Source organism: Burkholderia sp. WSM2230, from assembly GCF_000472445.1.
Classification (GTDB): domain Bacteria; phylum Pseudomonadota; class Gammaproteobacteria; order Burkholderiales; family Burkholderiaceae; genus Paraburkholderia.
In genome coordinates this window covers 54,146-69,856 of sequence record NZ_AXAJ01000002.1, presented here as the reverse complement: position 1 = coordinate 69,856, position 15,711 = coordinate 54,146, and the positions used below count along the sequence as shown (strand labels likewise).

Sequence of the window (15,711 nt, the reverse complement as noted above, 5' to 3'; positions counted from 1 at the left end):
TCGGCGGCGGCGCGCCGCTGTCTCGAAGCCATGCTGGACCGGCGCGCGCCGCCTTGCGCCGCGCGTTACACTCGCTGTTTAGCGCCGCGCGGCGGCTCATTTCCAACAAAGAACGGAGAATCGGATGAGTTACGTATTTGCGCCCGCACCGGTGGTTGCGGTGCCGGTTGTGGGGTCCAGCGAACAGTTCCCTGTGCGTCGCATTTATTGCGTTGGCCGCAATTACGAGGCGCATGCCCGTGAGATGGGACACGATCCGGACCGCGATCCGCCGTTTTTCTTCGGCAAGCCTGCGGATGCCGTTCTATACGTCGCGCCCGGCGAGACTGGCGAATTCCCGTATCCGTCGCTGTCGAAAAGCGTCCACTTCGAGATGGAGCTGGTCGCGGCGCTCGGCAAAGGCGGCAAGGATATTCCGGCTGAGCGCGCGCTCGATCACGTTTATGGCTACGCGCTTGGCCTCGATATGACGCGCCGCGACCTGCAGGCCGAGGCGAAGAAACTGGGGCGTCCGTGGGACACCGCAAAGGGCTTCGATCACTCGGCGCCGCTCGGGCCGATCCATCCTGTTTCGACGGTCGGCCACGTCGATAAAGGCGCGATCTGGCTGTCCGTCAACGGTGAGGAGATGCAGCGTTCGGACGTTTCGCAGCTCATCTGGTCGGTGGGCGAGACCATCGCCTATCTGTCCACGCTTTTCGAGCTGCAACCCGGCGATCTGATTTTCACCGGCACGCCGGAAGGCGTCGGCGCGGTGGTGCAAGGCGATCTGATGAAAGGTGGCGTGGACCGGCTTGGCGAGTTGAGCGTGCGCGTCGTTTGACGCAGTTTTGGGGAGGAGACAACGAGATGAAGCTCTACAGCTATTTCCGCAGCTCCGCGTCGTATCGCGTGCGCATCGCGCTGAATGTGAAGAACCTGCCGTATGAGTACGTGCCTGTGCACCTGGTGCGCGACGGCGGCGAGCAACTGAAGCCGGAGTATCGCAAGATCAACCTGGACGGCATCGTGCCGACTCTGGTTGACGGCCACGAGGTGTTGCCGCAGTCGCTCGCGATCATCGAGTATCTGGAGGAAACGCACCCCGAGCCGCCGCTTTTGCCCAAGGCGCCGGCCGACCGCGCGTATGTGCGCTCGGCGGCATTACAGGTGGCGTGCGAGATTCATCCCTTGAACAATCTGCGCGTGCTCAAGTATCTGAAACACACGCTGCGCGTGGACGACGACGCGAAAGACGCGTGGTATCGCCATTGGGTGGAAGCCGGTTTTGCGACGCTGGAGGCGCACCTCGCAGGCGATCCGCGTACGGGCAAGCTGTGTTTTGGCGACGCCCCGACGCTCGCCGACGCGTGCCTGATTCCGCAGGTGTTCAATGCCCAGCGCTTCAAGGTCGACACGGCCAGGTTTCCGACGATTCAGCGCATCTACGACCACGCCATGCAGATCGATGCATTTGCCCGCGCGGCGCCGGGTGTGCAGCCGGACGCTGAATGAAGCCGCGGTGGTGGTTGCCGTGAACGTAAAAAGGGCACTCCGCGGAGTGCCCTTTTTGTGTCGCCTGGGACCGGAGCTGTCGTGAGCGCCCGGTCAGCCGACGCTCAACCGCCGAGCAACGCGTCCGAAAACTCTTCGGCGCTGAAAGGCTGCAGATCTTCCACCTTTTCACCCACGCCGATGAAGTACACCGGAATCGGCCTTTGCCGCGCGATAGCGGCGAGAATGCCGCCCTTCGCCGTGCCGTCGAGCTTGGTGACGATAAGGCCGGTGAGGCCGAGCGCGTCGTCGAAAGCCTTGACCTGCGCGAGCGCGTTCTGTCCGGTATTGGCGTCGATCACGAGCAGCACCTCGTGCGGCGCGCCGTCCTGCGCCTTGCCGATCACGCGCTTGACCTTGCGCAACTCTTCCATCAGATGCAACTGGGTGGGCAGACGGCCGGCGGTGTCCGCCATCATCACGTCGATCTTGCGCGCCCGCGCGGCGCCGACCGCGTCGAAAATCACGGCGGCGGGGTCGCCGCTTTCCTGCGCCACCACCGTCACGTTGTTGCGCTGGCCCCAGATCGCCAACTGCTCGCGCGCGGCCGCGCGGAAGGTGTCGCCGGCCGCCAGCAGCACCGACTGGTTGAAACTCTGCAGATGTTTGGCGAGCTTGCCGATGCTGGTGGTCTTGCCCGCGCCGTTGACGCCCGCGATCATCATGACGAGCGGCTTGGCGCGCCCGAGCATCAGCGATTTTTCGAGCGGTTTCAGCAGATCGACCAGCAGCGCGCGCAGCGCGGCCTTGACCTGTTGCGGCTCGGTGAGACGCTCGACGCGCACTTTCTCGCGCAGCGCTTCCAGGAGGAATTCCGTGGCGTCGACGCCCGCGTCCGACATGAGCAGCGCGGTTTCGAGCTCTTCGTATAGCTCTTCGTCGATTTTCGTGCCGACGAAAATGCCGGTGAGACTCGAACTGGTCTTCGACAAGCCGGTTTTCAGGCGAGTCAGCCACGAGCGTTTCGCGCTCGCGTCCTGAACCGGCGGCGGCACGATTTCTATGGTTTCGAGCGACGGTTCTTCAAAAACTGTTTCCGGCTCAGTCTCGGGCTGTGTTTCCCGCGCAGATGGAAGCGGGGACGGCAGCGCAACGTCAGCCGGCGGCGCGGCTGGCGCATCTGGCGCTTCTGGCGCGAGGTCGTCGACAAGCGCCTCTGGCGCGGCTTGCGATTCGTCTGGCGCGTTTTCGGACTCTTTCGAACCCTTGAATCGTTTGAAAAAGCTGAACATGATCTGGCGAGGTGAGAGCGCGCGCCGATGCGCGCAGCCGGCATGGCGCCGGCGGGAGCGGCAGGCAGCGTTGCAATGCGGGATGCAAGGCGCTGGAAGCCGCACATTTTATCAGGCGCGCCGTCGTGCGTCGTATCGGCCGATCGGCCAGGCTGGACGCACGGCGCCCCTGTGGTAACGTTGGCGCTCCAGTCCGCTTGCTTTGCGTTTGCGCCGCGCTTGTCTCGAGCTCGTGTCGCGTTTGCGTCGCCTTCGTGTGAATACTGGCGGACAATTTCACCAACCCTGATTGACTCTGCATGCCCCGTTCAGCACCATCACGCGCCCACGGCGCTTCATCCAAAGGCGGTAAGCCGCACGCCATCCGGATTATCGGCGGCGACTGGAAACGCACGCCTTTGCCCGTGCTCGACCTCGACGGGCTGCGTCCCACGCCGGACCGCGTCCGCGAAACGCTGTTCAACTGGCTCGGGCAGCGTCTGGACGGCGAGCGATGCCTCGATCTGTTCGCCGGCAGCGGCGCGCTCGGTTTCGAAGCGGCGTCGCGCGGCGCCGCGCGCGTGCTGATGGTCGAGCGCAATGCGCGCGCGGCCGCACAATTGCGGGCGAACCAGCAAAGGCTTGCCGCGCGCATGATTGAAATTGCGGAAGCCGATGGTTTGCGGCTCGCGGCGAGCCTGCCGCCCGGGTCGTTCGACGTCGTGTTCCTCGACCCGCCTTTCGGCGACGATCTGCTCGACAAGGCGCTTACGCTGGCTGCACCGCTAGTCAGCGAAGACGGCTTTCTGTACGTGGAGGCCGGCGCGGCTCTAGAACTGGACGCGAATGAAGCGCTGACCGGATGGAAAATTGTGCGGGAAGGCAAAGCAGGCGCTGTCCACTTCCATTTGCTGCAACGCGAAAATGAGGAATAATGCGCCTTCCATAACAAGCGCCGGACGGCCCCACGTCACGCGCGCGGCCGGTGCCAAATGCGTCGCGTGGACGCTTTGACGTGCCCATCTGTCTGAAGAGAGGAGAAATCTCATGGTAGTCGCCGTGTACCCGGGCACGTTCGATCCGCTGACACGCGGTCACGAAGACCTCGTTCGGCGCGCGTCGAGCATCTTCGACACGCTGGTGGTCGGCGTTGCCGACAGCCGCAACAAAAAGCCGTTTTTCACGCTGAAAGAGCGTCTGGATATTGCCCACGAAGTGCTGGGCCATTACCCGAACGTGCAGGTCATGAGCTTCAAGGGGCTGCTGAAGGATTTCGTCCGCACCAACAACGCGCGCGTGATCGTGCGCGGGCTGCGCGCGGTGTCGGACTTCGAATATGAGTTCCAGATGGCCGGCATGAACCGGTATCTTCTGCCGGACGTGGAAACCATGTTCATGACGCCGTCGGACCAGTATCAGTTCATCTCGGGCACGATTGTCCGCGAGATTGCGCAGCTGGGCGGCGACGTCAGCAAGTTCGTGTTCCCGTCGGTCGAAAAATGGCTGAAGGAAAAGGTTGCGGCATTGGACCCGAATAACGGCGCCCAGGCGGGGCAGCCATAACCGGCGTAAACTGTCGGTTTGACGTGATGAAGCCGGCTGCGGCCGGCATGAAGTGAGAGAAGTATGGCCCTGATGATTACCGACGAGTGCATCAATTGCGACGTGTGCGAGCCTGAGTGCCCGAACGACGCAATTTCGATGGGCCCGGAAATCTACGTGATCGACCCGAAAAAGTGTACAGAGTGCGTCGGGCATTTCGACGAGCCGCAATGCATCCAGGTGTGCCCGGTCGAATGCATTCCGCGCGACCCCGAGCATCTGGAAACGCCGGAAGGCTTGATGGCGAAGTACCACGCACTGCAGGCGGCAAAGAGCGCGTGACGTTGGGCTCGACGGAGACAGAAACGGCGAGGCGCGGGCCTCGCCGTTTTTTTTTGCGCCCGGTGAGCCGAATTGGCGGCTAGGCCGCTAGGCGCTCACGATGCCGCGCAATGCGTCGAGCAGAATGTCGCACTCGGCGTCGGTTCCGACCGAGATGCGCAAGTGCTGGTCGATTCTGGGCGCCTTGAAGTGACGCACGAAAATTTCCCTTTCGCGAAGGCGGGACACGAGCATCGCTGCTTCGTGTTCCTTATGGCGGGCAAACAGCAGATTGGCCGCCGACGGCACTACGTCGAAGCCAAGCGTGGTCAGCTCCGCGGCCAGCCGTTCACGGCTCGCAATCACTTTCGCGCATGTGTCGCGGAACCACGCGTCGTCTTTGTACGCTGCACAGGCCGCGACTTGCGCGAGGCGGTCGAGCGGATATGAATTGAAGCTGTCTTTCACGCGATTGAGCGCGTCGATCAACCCCGCATTGCCGAACGCGAAGCCGACGCGCATGCCCGCGAGCGAGCGCGACTTGGACACCGTCTGCACGACGAGCAGATTCGGATAGCGGTCGATGAGCCTGATCGCCGACTCCGCTCCGAAATCCACATACGCCTCGTCGATCACCACGACTGAATCCGTGTTCTTCGCCACGAGGCGCTCGATCTCAGCAAGCGACAGCGGGCGTCCGGTCGGTGCGTTTGGGTTGGGAAACAGGATGCCGCCGTTGGCCACCTCATAGTCGTCGACGTTGATCGCGAAGGCGTCGTCGAGCGGAATGGTCCGATAGTCGACGTCGAAAAGCCGCGCATAAGTCGGATAAAAGCTGTAGGTGATGTCAGGGAACAGCAAGGGCTTATCGTGCTTCAGCAAAGCCTGGAAAGTGAGCGCGAGTACCTCGTCCGAACCGTTGCCGGCGAAAACCTGATCGGCGCGGATGCCGTGATACGCGGCCACCGTTTCACGCAACTTGCGCGCGGTGGGGTCGGGGTAGCGCCGCAACGACTCGCCAGCCGAGCCGAGTTCCTTGCGAATTGCCTCGAGCACGCACGGGGAAGGCGGGTACGGGTTCTCGTTGGTGTTCAGCTTCACCGGATGCGCGAGCGTGGGCTGTTCGCCCGGCACATATGGCGTCAGACGGTGAACGATGTCACTCCAATATCGGCTCAAAGGCTTCTCCCATGCGAGGCGGTCGACTTGACGCCTGGTCCTGAGTCAATGCAATCAATGCGATCAGATACTGTGCGGGCGCCACGGCGGGCGGCCGGTGCGCTCTTTGCCCGCCGCAGCGGCACCGTGCACGACAAACCGGTTAGGAATTGCGATGCAGTTGCATCATCGCGCGTTCAAGCTCGCCTTTGATGATCTGCGGCATGACGGCGAGCGCGCGCTCGATGGAAGCGTCGATCGCATCCTGCTCCTCGCGGCGCGGCGGCTTGAGCACGTAGTTCGCGACATCGGGCTTTACGCCCGCGCGTGCGCTCTCCGGAATCAGGTCGCGCGGGTGCCCGATGCCGATGCGCAGCCGCCAATACTGCTGCGACGACAGATGCGCGGTGATGTCCTTCAAACCGTTATGACCACCGCTGCCGCCGCCGAGCTTCAGCTTCACACTGCCGGGCGGCATGTCGAGTTCGTCGTGCGCCACTAGAATCTCGTCGGGCAGAATCTTGAAGAACTGCGCAAGCGCGACGACCGACTGACCCGAGCGGTTCATATAAGTCTGCGGCTCGAGCAGATGCACTTCCTCGCCATGCAGTCGCGCCTTCGCGTAAAAGCCGTGAAAGCGCCGCTCGTCGCGCAGCGTCGCGCCTGCTTCGCGCGCCAGTTGGTCGACCAGCCAGAAGCCGGCGTTGTGGCGCGTCACGGTGTATTCGGCGCCCGGATTGCCGAGTCCGACGATCAGCTTGATCATGTTTGCGTGGGTCCATCTGGCCCGGAAACCGGCGACGGCCGAGCCGAAAAAAACCGAAAAAAAACCCGCCGGGGCGAACCTCGGCGGGTCACGTCGACCGTCTCATTGAAACGGATCGAGAGGATTGCTTGCTCGGTGCGCGAAGCGCGCTCAAGCAGCCGGCGTTTCGCCTTCAGCGGCAGCAGCGTCGCTTTCCGACACGGCGCCAGCCGGGATCGTTGCCGAAGCGACGACCGGGTTTTCAGCGTCGACGTGAGCAACCAGCGACACGCCTGCGGGCAGCGGGATGTCCTTGGCGTGAACCGATTGACCAGCTTCGATCTTGGCCAGGTCGACTTCGAGGAATTCCGGCAGTGCCGACGGCAGGCACTCGACTTCCAGTTCGTTGACGACGTGCGAGATCACCGCGCTCGACAGCTTCACTGCCGGGTTGGTTTCCTGGTTCATGAAGTGCAGCGGCACCTTGGTGTGCAGCTTCTTCGTTGCGTCGACACGCTGGAAGTCCACGTGCAGCACGAGCTGACGGAACGGATGGTATTGCACGTCGCGCAGCAGAACCTGCTGCGACTTGCCACCGATTTCCAGATCGAGAATCGACGAATGGAAAACTTCTTTCTTCAGCGCGTGCCACAGCGCGTTGTGGTCCAGTTCGACCAATTGCGTTTCAGCACCAGCGCCATATACGATGCCCGGGGTCTTGCCCGAGTTACGCAGGCGGCGGCTCGCACCCGTACCTTGCAAAGAACGCTCGAAAGCGACAACTTTCATTTTGAATCTCCAATGCACTGCCCGCGACCAGGCAGTAAAAACGGGGCCCGCAAGCCGTTATGGCTGAGGCCCCAGAGCTGCGGCATGAACCTTCGTCCGTTCATGCCGATTGTGCAAAAGCGCGCTATGCCGCACGAAGCGGCAACTGCGCTTTCACAAATACTTAACTTTCAGCGAACAGCGACATGACCGAATCGCCCCGGCGGATGCGCGAGAACGTTTCGGCCAGCAAGCCGGCGCTGGTCAGCGAACGGATCTTCGCGCACGAGCGGGCTTCATCGCCGAGCGGGATCGTGTCCGTGACGACCAGTTCGTCCAGAGCGGATGCAGCGATGCGCTCGCCGGCACCGCCCGACAGAACCGGATGGGTGGCATAAGCGAAAACCTGTTTCGCGCCACGTTCCTTCAAAACCTGTGCTGCCTTGCAGAGCGTGCCGGCGGTGTCGACCATGTCGTCCATGATCACGCACGTGCGGCCTTCAACCTCGCCGATGATGTTCATCACTTCGGCAACGTTCGCCTTCGGGCGGCGTTTGTCGATGATTGCAAGGTCGCAGTTCAGCTGCTTCGCCAATGCCCGGGCACGCACCACGCCGCCGACGTCCGGCGAAACGACCAGCAGGTTCTCGTAGTTCTGCTTGCGCAAATCGCCGAGCAGCACGGGCGTAGCGTAGATGTTGTCGACCGGAATGTCGAAGAAGCCTTGAATCTGGTCGGCGTGCAGATCCATCGTGATGATCCGCTCGACGCCCGCGATTTCCAGCATGTTCGCCACGATCTTCGCCGAGATGGCGACGCGCGCCGAACGCGGGCGGCGATCCTGGCGTGCATAACCGAAGTAGGGGATGGCTGCGGTGATCCGGCCGGCGGACGCGCGCTTGAGCGCGTCGACCATGATCATCAGTTCCATCAGGTTGTCATTCGCCGGTGCGCACGTGGACTGCAGAACAAACACGTCTTTGCCGCGCACGTTTTCCTGAATCTCGACCTGGATTTCACCGTCCGAGAAACGGCTAACCATTGCTTTGCCGAGGGGAATACCGAGGATTTTGACGACTTCCTGTGCAAGCGCGGGATTTGCGTTGCCAGTAAAAACCATCAGGCCGTCATGGCTGCTCATCGTGCACCTGCTTCAGGCTGGGGGCGAGGGGAACTGCGAGAATTTTGGCAGGGGAGAAAGGATTCGAACCTTTGCATGCCGGAATCAAAATCCGGTGCCTTAACCAGCTTGGCGACTCCCCTACACTAACTTTGAGCTCCGCCGAACGTGGAGTTTCGTTCGACGATGCAAAACCTATGACGCGAAAGCAAAGAGTGGATGCACTTCCAGACTGGCGGCCACTGCGCTGTTCCATTCGGCTGGCAGTTTGGCTTGCGCCGCTTCTGCTTCAGCTTTGCTACGGAACGCTGCAAAGACACTTGCACCAGATCCGGACATCCGCGCCGGCGCGATATTTTCAAACCATCGCAGCACTTGCGCTACTTCCGCGTACTTTCCTACGACAACCTGCTGCATGTCATTGCGGCCGAAACTTTCTGGCCATTCAGTGTTGCAGCTAAGTTCTGCAGGAAAGTCCGTAATTGTGAGGGCTTTTGAATCTCTTGTCAACGCTTTTTCGGAAAAAATCGCTGCAGTCGGAACATGAACCCTCGGCGTCACTACCAGGAAATGACGCGGCGGCAATTGTACAACGTCTAATGCTTCTCCGACACCCTGCGCGAACGCATTTTTTCCAAAAACGAAGAACGGCACGTCGGCGCCTAGCTTCAATGCCAGCTCCCGCAATTCGAGGCGCGGCAGGTTGAGGTTCCACAGCCGGTTCAGCGCGAGCAGCGTGGTCGCCGCGTCCGAACTGCCGCCGCCGAGCCCGGCGCCCATCGGCAGGCGCTTTTCAATTTCTATATCGACGCCTTGCGGCGAGCCCGTGTGTGCTTTGAGCAGGTTGGCTGCGCGCACGGTGAGGTCGTGTTCCGGCGGCACGTCGGCGATTTCGGTGCTGCGTGTGATCAGCCCGTCTGCGCGCCGCGTGAAGTGCAGCGTGTCGCCCCAGTCGAGTAGCTGGAAAACCGTTTGCAGCGTGTGATAGCCGTCCGGCCGACGCCCGGTGATGTGCAGGAACAGGTTGAGCTTCGCTGGCGCGAGGCAATCGCGCAGCGAGTTGGTTGTTTCGATCATGTCGAGGCTACATGCGCCAACGAGGCGCCGAATAAGCGGCAAGAGCGCGCTAGAGCACGCGTTTACTGGTCCAGCACAAGCTTGATGTCGAGCGGCGGCTCAGCGCGCGTCAGATTCACGCGCTTCACCCCGGTGGCGGGCGGCTCGGCGTAGGCGAGATAGTCGATCGTCCAGCCGTCCTGGGTGATCTCCTTCAGGCGCGACGGCTGCTCGGGGTCCTTTTCCGTTTTCGCGCGCGAAGTGGGCGCGGGCGAAGGTTGCAGCCAGTAACGCAAGCCTTCGACAGGCAGTGCAAAGCCAAGCGCGTTCTGCATCAGCGTGGACACGTTATCGGCGGTGAGCGGCTGACGGTTCGGCAACTCGAGCGTGGCCGAAGCCGGCGACGAGGTCACGATTGCGAGCGTCTGCCCAAGCGGATTACGCAACTGCAGGGTGACGGTGTCGCCGGTTTCCTGCCACGAGAAATTGCCGTACGCATTGCGCTGCTGGCCATTCTGATCGTTGTACTGGACAGCGAAACGGCCCTGGTAAGCGCGGCTAGTTTGCGCTGTCACCGCGGTTGCGGCATTCGACGTGGACGGCCCTTGCGGTTTTACCGACGCGCAGCCGGCCAGAACAAGAACGGCGGCTGCGGCGAGCCCGAGCGCCGCACGACGCGGTGCCCGGAAAGAAGTATCAAGACTGGAAAGACGCATCAAAGATCGTTCACCTGAAGACGTTGCAGCGTTTTGACGAGCGTTTCGTTGTCCGGTTCGAGCTTGCGCGCCTCACGAAAGGCGGCGCGAGCCTGGTCCTGGTCGCCGGCTTTCCACAGCACTTCGCCGAGATGTGCGCCGATTTCGGCGTTCGGCTGAATGGTGTAGGCCTTGCGCAGCAGCCGGATCGCGTCCGTTGTGTCGCCCATGCGGTACTTGACCCAGCCGACGCTGTCCATGATGAAAGCGTCGTTCGGCGCAAGCGAGGAGGCCTTTTCGACCAGCTTGTCGGCTTCCGCGAGACGCTGATTGCGATCGGCCAGCGAATAGCCGAGCGCGTTGTACGCCTGGGGATTGTCCGGCTGCGTCTGGATCAGCTTGCGCAATTGCGCTTCCATTGTGTCGAAATGGCCATTCTTTTCGGCGGCCATCGCGTAGTCGTAGGTCAGATCGGGGTCGTCCGGGAACGAGGCCGTGGCCTGTTGCAGGCGCGTTTCGGCTTCCGGATAGCGCTTGGCATCGAACAGGATCGCGGCGTCGGTGCGCGCGACGACAGCCTGGTCGCGCGGATCGGCGGGCCGCAGGCTGGCGAGCTGCCGGCGCGCGTCGTCGGGCTTGCCCTGCTTGGCGAGCAGTTGCGCGCGCGTGATCTGCGCCGACAGATACTGCTGGCTCGCGGGCGAGATCTTGCTCAGCCAGTCGGCCGCAGCCGCCTCGTTCTTCTGTTCCAGCGACAACTGCGCAAGGTAGATATACGCCTGGCCCGGGTCCGCGCCGGGCGTCTTCTCGGCCTGCTGCGCGTACTGCGTGAGGTAGCCCTGGGCGTCGTTGAAATTCTTCTGCTGGATCTTGATGAGCGCCAACGCCATGAGCGGTGTGAGGTCGTTCGCGTTCGCCTTGTGCATCACCTCGAACTGCTTTTGCGCGTCTTCCAGACGGTCGCTCGCGAGATACATTTGCGCGAGCGCGAGGCGCGCGTCATGCGATTTCGGGTTTTGCTGCACGTATTTTTCGAGCGACGCAATGCCTTCCTTGCGCTCCTCCGGGCCCATTTGCGACAGCATCAACGCCGCCGGCAAATAGTCGGGCTTGAGCGCGAGCGCCTGCTGGAGCGACTTGTGCGCGCCGGGCGCGTCGTCCGCAACCAGTTGCTGACGCGCGATCGCCAATTGCGCTTCCGGCCGGTTCATGTCGTTCTTCAGCATGTCCTGCAACACGTGCAGGCCGCCGACCCGGTTCGGTCCGCGCGACAGCAACAATTGCAGCGCGAGAATCGCATTGCCGCGATTGTCAGCCGGCACTCGGGCGAGTTCGCGCGTGAGCAGCGGCTCGGCGTCGTCCGGCTTGCCCGACAGCACGAGCAGCGACGCGTCCAGCTGGGCGGCGCGCTCGGAGTTCGGCGCATACTGCTGCCACAATTGCGCGGCGGCCAGTGCGTCCGACGGACTTTGCGCGGCCAGCGCGATTTCGGTGGCGCGCTGCGCCATACGCGGATCGTGCGTATCGCGCGTGAGCGCAAGATACGTCTGGTAGGCAGGCGCCGGCTGATTGCGTTGCAGCGCCACTTCGGCGGCGAGCACCTGGAATACGATCTGGCTCGTCAGCTGTACGTTGGGCAGCGCCTTCTGTTCGTCCGCCGACGGCGGGCCGAGCGGATCGCTCAATGTGACCGAGTTGTCGTCCGAATCCGGCGAGGGGTCCTGCGCGTGCGCGGGCATTGCGGCGAACGCCCACAGGGCTAGCGCGGCAGCACCAAGCGAGCGCCGGGCGGACACTGCGTGCGGTACACGGAATGCGCTGGCCGGGCGCTTCGAAAACAGCTTCACGAAGGACAAGTTCATGGAAATCCGTTCAATGTTTCGGACGATTGTAACGCGCTCGCTACAATACGCGCACAACCGCTCACGCAAGTTGCAGACCAGTTAGACATGCCAGAGTTGCCAGAAGTTGAGGTTACCCGACGGGGAATCGAACCGTATGTTGCCGGCCGTAAGGTCGAGCGCGTCGAGGTGCGCACGCCCGCGCTGCGGTGGCCGATTCCGGCGGATCTCGCGAAAACCTTGCGCGGCCATGTGGTGCGCAACGTCGAGCGGCGCGGCAAGTATCTGCTGTTCGAAACCGACGCGGGCTGGTTCATCGTGCATCTTGGCATGACAGGGACGCTGCGCGTGTTGCGGCACGTGCCGCATCCGCCGGCCGCGGCCAGACACGATCACGTCGACTGGATTTTCGACGACTTCATTTTGCGCTTTCGCGACCCTCGACGCTTCGGCGCGGTGCTTTGGCATCCGCGCGAAGCCGGCGACGTGCTCGGGCATCCGCTGCTTGCCAGTCTCGGCGTCGAGCCGTTTTCGCCGGCATTCTCGGGCGCGCTGATGCATCGGCTCACGCGTGGGCGCAAGGTGTCGGTGAAACAGGCGCTGCTGGCGGGCGAAATCGTGGTCGGCGTGGGAAATATCTATGCGTCGGAGAGCCTTTTTCGCGCGGGCATTCGGCCCACTACGGCAGCGGGCCGCGTTTCGCTCGTGCGCTATGGGCTGTTGGCCGACGCCGTGCGCGTGACGCTTGCGGCGGCTATCGAAAAGGGCGGCAGCACGCTGCGCGATTTCGTCGGCAGCAACGGCGAGAGCGGTTATTTCCAGCTGGACTATTTCGTCTATGATCGCGCGGGCGAGCCGTGCCGCGTGTGTGCCACACCGATCAGACAGATCGTGCAAGGTCAGCGCTCCACTTACTTTTGTCCCACCTGCCAGCGCTAAATTTCCCATGCCTTCCCGCTTAATTCCGCGCTCTGCACAGCCGTTGTCGCCGTCCGCCACGCGTGCTTTGTCCGATTCATCCGCATCATCCGCATCGCCGCTAACTTCACATTTCGCTTCGCGGCTGATTGCGTGGCAGCGCAAGCACGGCCGCCATGACCTGCCGTGGCAGAACACGCGTGATCCGTATCGGATCTGGCTGTCGGAAATCATGTTGCAGCAGACGCAGGTATCGACGGTGATTCCGTACTACGCGAAATTTCTCGCGCGTTTTCCGGATGTTGCCGCGCTGGCCGCGGCGCCTGTCGACGACGTCATGGCGCTGTGGGCCGGCCTCGGCTACTACACGCGCGCGCGCAATCTGCATCGCTGCGCGCAGGCGGTCGTCGAACAGCATGGCGGCGCGTTTCCCGCTTCGGTGGAAGAGCTTGCGGAACTGCCCGGAATCGGCCGATCGACGGCGGCCGCGATCGCGTCGTTTGCCTTCGGCGCGCGCGCGACGATTCTCGACGGCAACGTGAAGCGCGTGCTCGCGCGCGTGTTCGGCGTGGAAGGTTTCCCCGGCGAGAAGAAGGTCGAGAATGCGATGTGGACGCTGGCGGAATCGCTGTTGCCGTCCAATGCCTCGGACGACGAAGTCAGCTCGTACACGCAAGGCTTGATGGATCTGGGCGCCACATTGTGCATGCGCGGCAAGCCGGATTGCCCGCGTTGTCCGTTTGCTTCTGACTGCGTGGCCAACGTGACCGGGCGTCAGCGCGAACTGCCGGCGGCGCGCCCGAAGAAAGCCGTGCCGACCCGCCGCACCTGGATGCTGGTGCTGCGCGACGGCAATGCGGTCATGCTCGAAAAGCGCCCGCCGTCGGGTATCTGGGGCGGTTTATGGAGCTTGCCGGAAGCCGCCGACGAAGCCGCGCTCGCGGCCCGCGCTGAAGAGTTCGGCAGCGCAGGTGGCGTCTTCCGGCTCGCGCCGCTTACGCATGTCTTCACGCATTTCAAGCTGGATATCGAGCCGCGGCTCGCTGAACTGGATCGAGGCGTGGGCGCGCTCGCCGCGCTCGGCGATGCGCAAACGGCCTGGGTGGCGCTCAGCGATCTCGACTCATTCGGTGTGCCGGCGCCCGTGCGCAAACTGCTGGACAGCCTGCAAGGTTCGCTGATCTGATGAATCGCGTTCGCGCGTCGTCGTGAGGGCGGCGTCGTTGGAACCTAAAGCAGTTGATGCTGCTGCATATAACGATGAACCACCTCGACGCGCGCGCCCGCGTCCAGCATTTCCATCAGTTTCTGGCGCGCGCGCAGCGCGATCGGCAGCACTTCGGCGAGACGGTTCGATACCCACGACGGGTCTTCGAGTCTGAATGGCTCCGCAAACGGCAGGCTTTCCGGATCACGCTCGCGGATTGTCGCGATGATCCGCTCGAGCACTTCAGCGCATGCGCCGAATTTGGCCAACTGCTGATTGTCTTCGAGCGGCTGATCTTCTCCGAGCGGTTCAGCCATCCCAACGAGCAAGCCGCTGCTTTCCACCCGGTGCGACAGCAGCCGGAAGCGCCGCGTGCCGCGCGCGCGAATCAGCAGCATGCCGAAAGTCTCAACGTCGCATTGGTCGATTTCCGCGAGGCAGCCAATTGATTCGGGCACCGAAGGCTCGTTCTCCCGCGCGACTTCAGCGCCGCTTTTGAGCAGGCACACGCCGAAGGGCGTCTTTTCGCGCAGACAGTCGCGCGCCATATCCAGATAGCGCGCTTCGAAAATTTTCAGCGGCAGGATTCCGTCGGGAAACAGAACCGTGTGGAGCGGAAACAGCGGCACATCGGCAAGCACAGCAGAAGTAGAGGACATGGCGCAACGCTTCGAGTTGAGGCCGCGCGATGCGGCCGGTTAAGCCACTAACTTCGATGACGCGCCGGCTTCGACCGGTGCGTCGCGGTGCCGCACGATTACATTCGCTGCATTGGCGAGACGCGCGGCGAGCGTCTCTGCAATGAACACCGAGCGGTGCTGGCCACCCGTGCAACCAATCGCGACCGTCAGATAACTACGATTGTCGTCGCGGAAATGCGGCAGCCATTTAGCGAGAAACTTCTGAATGTCGTCGATCATTTCATGCACCACCGGCAGTGCGTCGAGAAAATCGATCACCGGTTTGTCGAGGCCCGTGAGTGGGCGCAATTCATGATCGTAGTACGGGTTCGGCAGCGTGCGAACGTCGAATACGAAATCGGCGTCGAGCGGCACACCGCGCTTAAAGCCGAACGACTCGAACATCAGCACAAGCCCTGCATGCTCCTGCTCGATAAAGCGTTTCACCCATTGGCGCAACACGTTCGCGCGCAGATTGCTGGTGTCGATCTGATGGCCGAACTCGGCGAGGCCCGCCACGAGCTCGCGTTCCCGTTCGATCGCCTCGCCGAGCGACGTGAGCAGGCCGACGTCCGCATCGTGCGCAGTGGAGCCCGACAGCGGATGGCGGCGGCGCGTTTCGGAAAAGCGCTGGATCAGCGACTGCGTGCTCGCGTTGAGGAACAGCACGCGCACGTCATGGGCCCGCGACAGGTCGCGGATCATGGCCGGCATGTCGTCGAGCGACGCGCTGGAACGGGCGTCGATTGCGACCGCGAGGCGGTCGTGTCCGTCTTCGGCAAGATAGGACGCGAGTTCGGGCAAGAAGCGCGGCGGCAGATTGTCGACGCAGTAATAGCCCGCGTCCTCGAGCGCGTTCAGCGCGACGGACTTGCCGGAGCCGGATATGCCGGTGATGAGGATTATGCGCATGGAG

Annotated in this window: 17 protein-coding genes and 1 tRNA gene; 7 read left to right on the top strand and 11 right to left on the bottom strand. The window is 62.7% G+C overall.

The features are described from left to right. Positions 1-124: 124 nt before the first annotated feature. Together A3AC_RS0105780 and maiA are read left to right on the top strand one after the other, a co-directional pair. The gene (locus A3AC_RS0105780; RefSeq protein WP_025597847.1) at positions 125-823 is read left to right on the top strand and encodes a fumarylacetoacetate hydrolase family protein; all 699 of its coding nucleotides are present in this window, start codon (positions 125-127) and stop codon (positions 821-823) included. 26 nt (positions 824-849) lie between these two features. Beyond that, positions 850-1,494, top strand: a complete 645-nt coding sequence (gene maiA, locus A3AC_RS0105775; RefSeq protein ID WP_025597846.1) for a maleylacetoacetate isomerase — start codon at positions 850-852, stop codon at positions 1,492-1,494. A 104-nt stretch (positions 1,495-1,598) separates the two neighbouring features. Here maiA and ftsY read toward each other — a convergent pair whose 3' ends face one another. Beyond that, on the bottom strand, positions 1,599-2,765 hold the full coding sequence (gene ftsY / locus A3AC_RS0105770) for a signal recognition particle-docking protein FtsY (protein WP_025597845.1): 1,167 nt from the start codon (positions 2,763-2,765) through the stop codon (positions 1,599-1,601). A gap of 299 nt (positions 2,766-3,064) precedes the next feature. On the opposite strand from ftsY, the gene rsmD reads away from it, so the two are divergent. The 3 genes from rsmD to A3AC_RS0105755 all read left to right on the top strand — a co-directional run bounded on the left by rsmD (position 3,065) and on the right by A3AC_RS0105755 (position 4,628). Next, positions 3,065-3,679 (top strand): 16S rRNA (guanine(966)-N(2))-methyltransferase RsmD, encoded by a 615-nt coding sequence (gene rsmD, locus A3AC_RS0105765; RefSeq protein ID WP_025597844.1) that lies wholly within the window; start codon positions 3,065-3,067, stop codon positions 3,677-3,679. Positions 3,680-3,791: 112 nt separating this feature from the next. Beyond that, on the top strand, positions 3,792-4,307 hold the full coding sequence (gene coaD, locus A3AC_RS0105760; RefSeq protein WP_025597843.1) for a pantetheine-phosphate adenylyltransferase: 516 nt from the start codon (positions 3,792-3,794) through the stop codon (positions 4,305-4,307). Between the two features lie 63 nt (positions 4,308-4,370). Beyond that, positions 4,371-4,628: a YfhL family 4Fe-4S dicluster ferredoxin gene (locus A3AC_RS0105755; protein ID WP_013337947.1), complete on the top strand. Its 258-nt coding sequence runs from the start codon at positions 4,371-4,373 to the stop codon at positions 4,626-4,628. Between the two features lie 87 nt (positions 4,629-4,715). Here the strand turns inward: A3AC_RS0105755 and hisC are convergent, their stop codons facing one another. The 8 genes from hisC to A3AC_RS0105715 form a co-directional block, all read right to left on the bottom strand. Next, positions 4,716-5,786 (bottom strand): histidinol-phosphate transaminase, encoded by a 1,071-nt coding sequence (gene hisC, locus A3AC_RS0105750; RefSeq protein WP_025597842.1) that lies wholly within the window; start codon positions 5,784-5,786, stop codon positions 4,716-4,718. A gap of 142 nt (positions 5,787-5,928) precedes the next feature. Beyond that, positions 5,929-6,531 carry an aminoacyl-tRNA hydrolase gene (gene pth, locus A3AC_RS0105745; RefSeq protein ID WP_025597841.1) on the bottom strand — a complete coding sequence of 201 codons (603 nt, stop codon included), beginning with the start codon at positions 6,529-6,531 and terminating at the stop codon, positions 5,929-5,931. 150 nt (positions 6,532-6,681) lie between these two features. After that, positions 6,682-7,299 carry a 50S ribosomal protein L25/general stress protein Ctc gene (locus A3AC_RS0105740; RefSeq protein WP_025597840.1) on the bottom strand — a complete coding sequence of 206 codons (618 nt, stop codon included), beginning with the start codon at positions 7,297-7,299 and terminating at the stop codon, positions 6,682-6,684. Positions 7,300-7,462: 163 nt separating this feature from the next. Beyond that, positions 7,463-8,419 (bottom strand): ribose-phosphate pyrophosphokinase, encoded by a 957-nt coding sequence (locus tag A3AC_RS0105735; protein ID WP_025597839.1) that lies wholly within the window; start codon positions 8,417-8,419, stop codon positions 7,463-7,465. Positions 8,420-8,464: 45 nt separating this feature from the next. Beyond that, positions 8,465-8,541, bottom strand: a tRNA-Gln gene (locus A3AC_RS0105730). A 52-nt stretch (positions 8,542-8,593) separates the two neighbouring features. Next, a complete protein-coding gene (gene ispE / locus A3AC_RS0105725; protein WP_025597838.1) occupies positions 8,594-9,475 on the bottom strand; it encodes a 4-(cytidine 5'-diphospho)-2-C-methyl-D-erythritol kinase in 882 nt (293 codons plus the stop codon). A 62-nt stretch (positions 9,476-9,537) separates the two neighbouring features. Continuing rightward, the gene (gene lolB, locus A3AC_RS0105720) at positions 9,538-10,170 is read right to left on the bottom strand and encodes a lipoprotein insertase outer membrane protein LolB (protein WP_025597837.1); all 633 of its coding nucleotides are present in this window, start codon (positions 10,168-10,170) and stop codon (positions 9,538-9,540) included. Continuing rightward, complete coding sequence (locus A3AC_RS0105715) at positions 10,170-12,011, bottom strand: tetratricopeptide repeat protein (protein ID WP_025597836.1); 1,842 nt, start codon at positions 12,009-12,011, stop codon at positions 10,170-10,172. The genes lolB and A3AC_RS0105715 overlap by 1 nt, the downstream gene beginning before the upstream one ends. Positions 12,012-12,098: 87 nt before the next feature. On the opposite strand from A3AC_RS0105715, the gene mutM reads away from it, so the two are divergent. Then, positions 12,099-12,929 (top strand): bifunctional DNA-formamidopyrimidine glycosylase/DNA-(apurinic or apyrimidinic site) lyase, encoded by an 831-nt coding sequence (gene mutM, locus A3AC_RS0105710; RefSeq protein ID WP_025597835.1) that lies wholly within the window; start codon positions 12,099-12,101, stop codon positions 12,927-12,929. A gap of 7 nt (positions 12,930-12,936) precedes the next feature. Beyond that, the gene (gene mutY, locus A3AC_RS0105705; RefSeq protein WP_025597834.1) at positions 12,937-14,094 is read left to right on the top strand and encodes an A/G-specific adenine glycosylase; all 1,158 of its coding nucleotides are present in this window, start codon (positions 12,937-12,939) and stop codon (positions 14,092-14,094) included. A 44-nt stretch (positions 14,095-14,138) separates the two neighbouring features. Here mutY and A3AC_RS0105700 read toward each other — a convergent pair whose 3' ends face one another. Both A3AC_RS0105700 and rapZ read right to left on the bottom strand, forming a co-directional pair. Further along, positions 14,139-14,774 carry an LON peptidase substrate-binding domain-containing protein gene (locus tag A3AC_RS0105700; protein ID WP_025597833.1) on the bottom strand — a complete coding sequence of 212 codons (636 nt, stop codon included), beginning with the start codon at positions 14,772-14,774 and terminating at the stop codon, positions 14,139-14,141. A 39-nt stretch (positions 14,775-14,813) separates the two neighbouring features. After that, complete coding sequence (gene rapZ / locus A3AC_RS0105695; RefSeq protein ID WP_025597832.1) at positions 14,814-15,707, bottom strand: RNase adapter RapZ; 894 nt, start codon at positions 15,705-15,707, stop codon at positions 14,814-14,816. Positions 15,708-15,711: the final 4 nt, after the last annotated feature.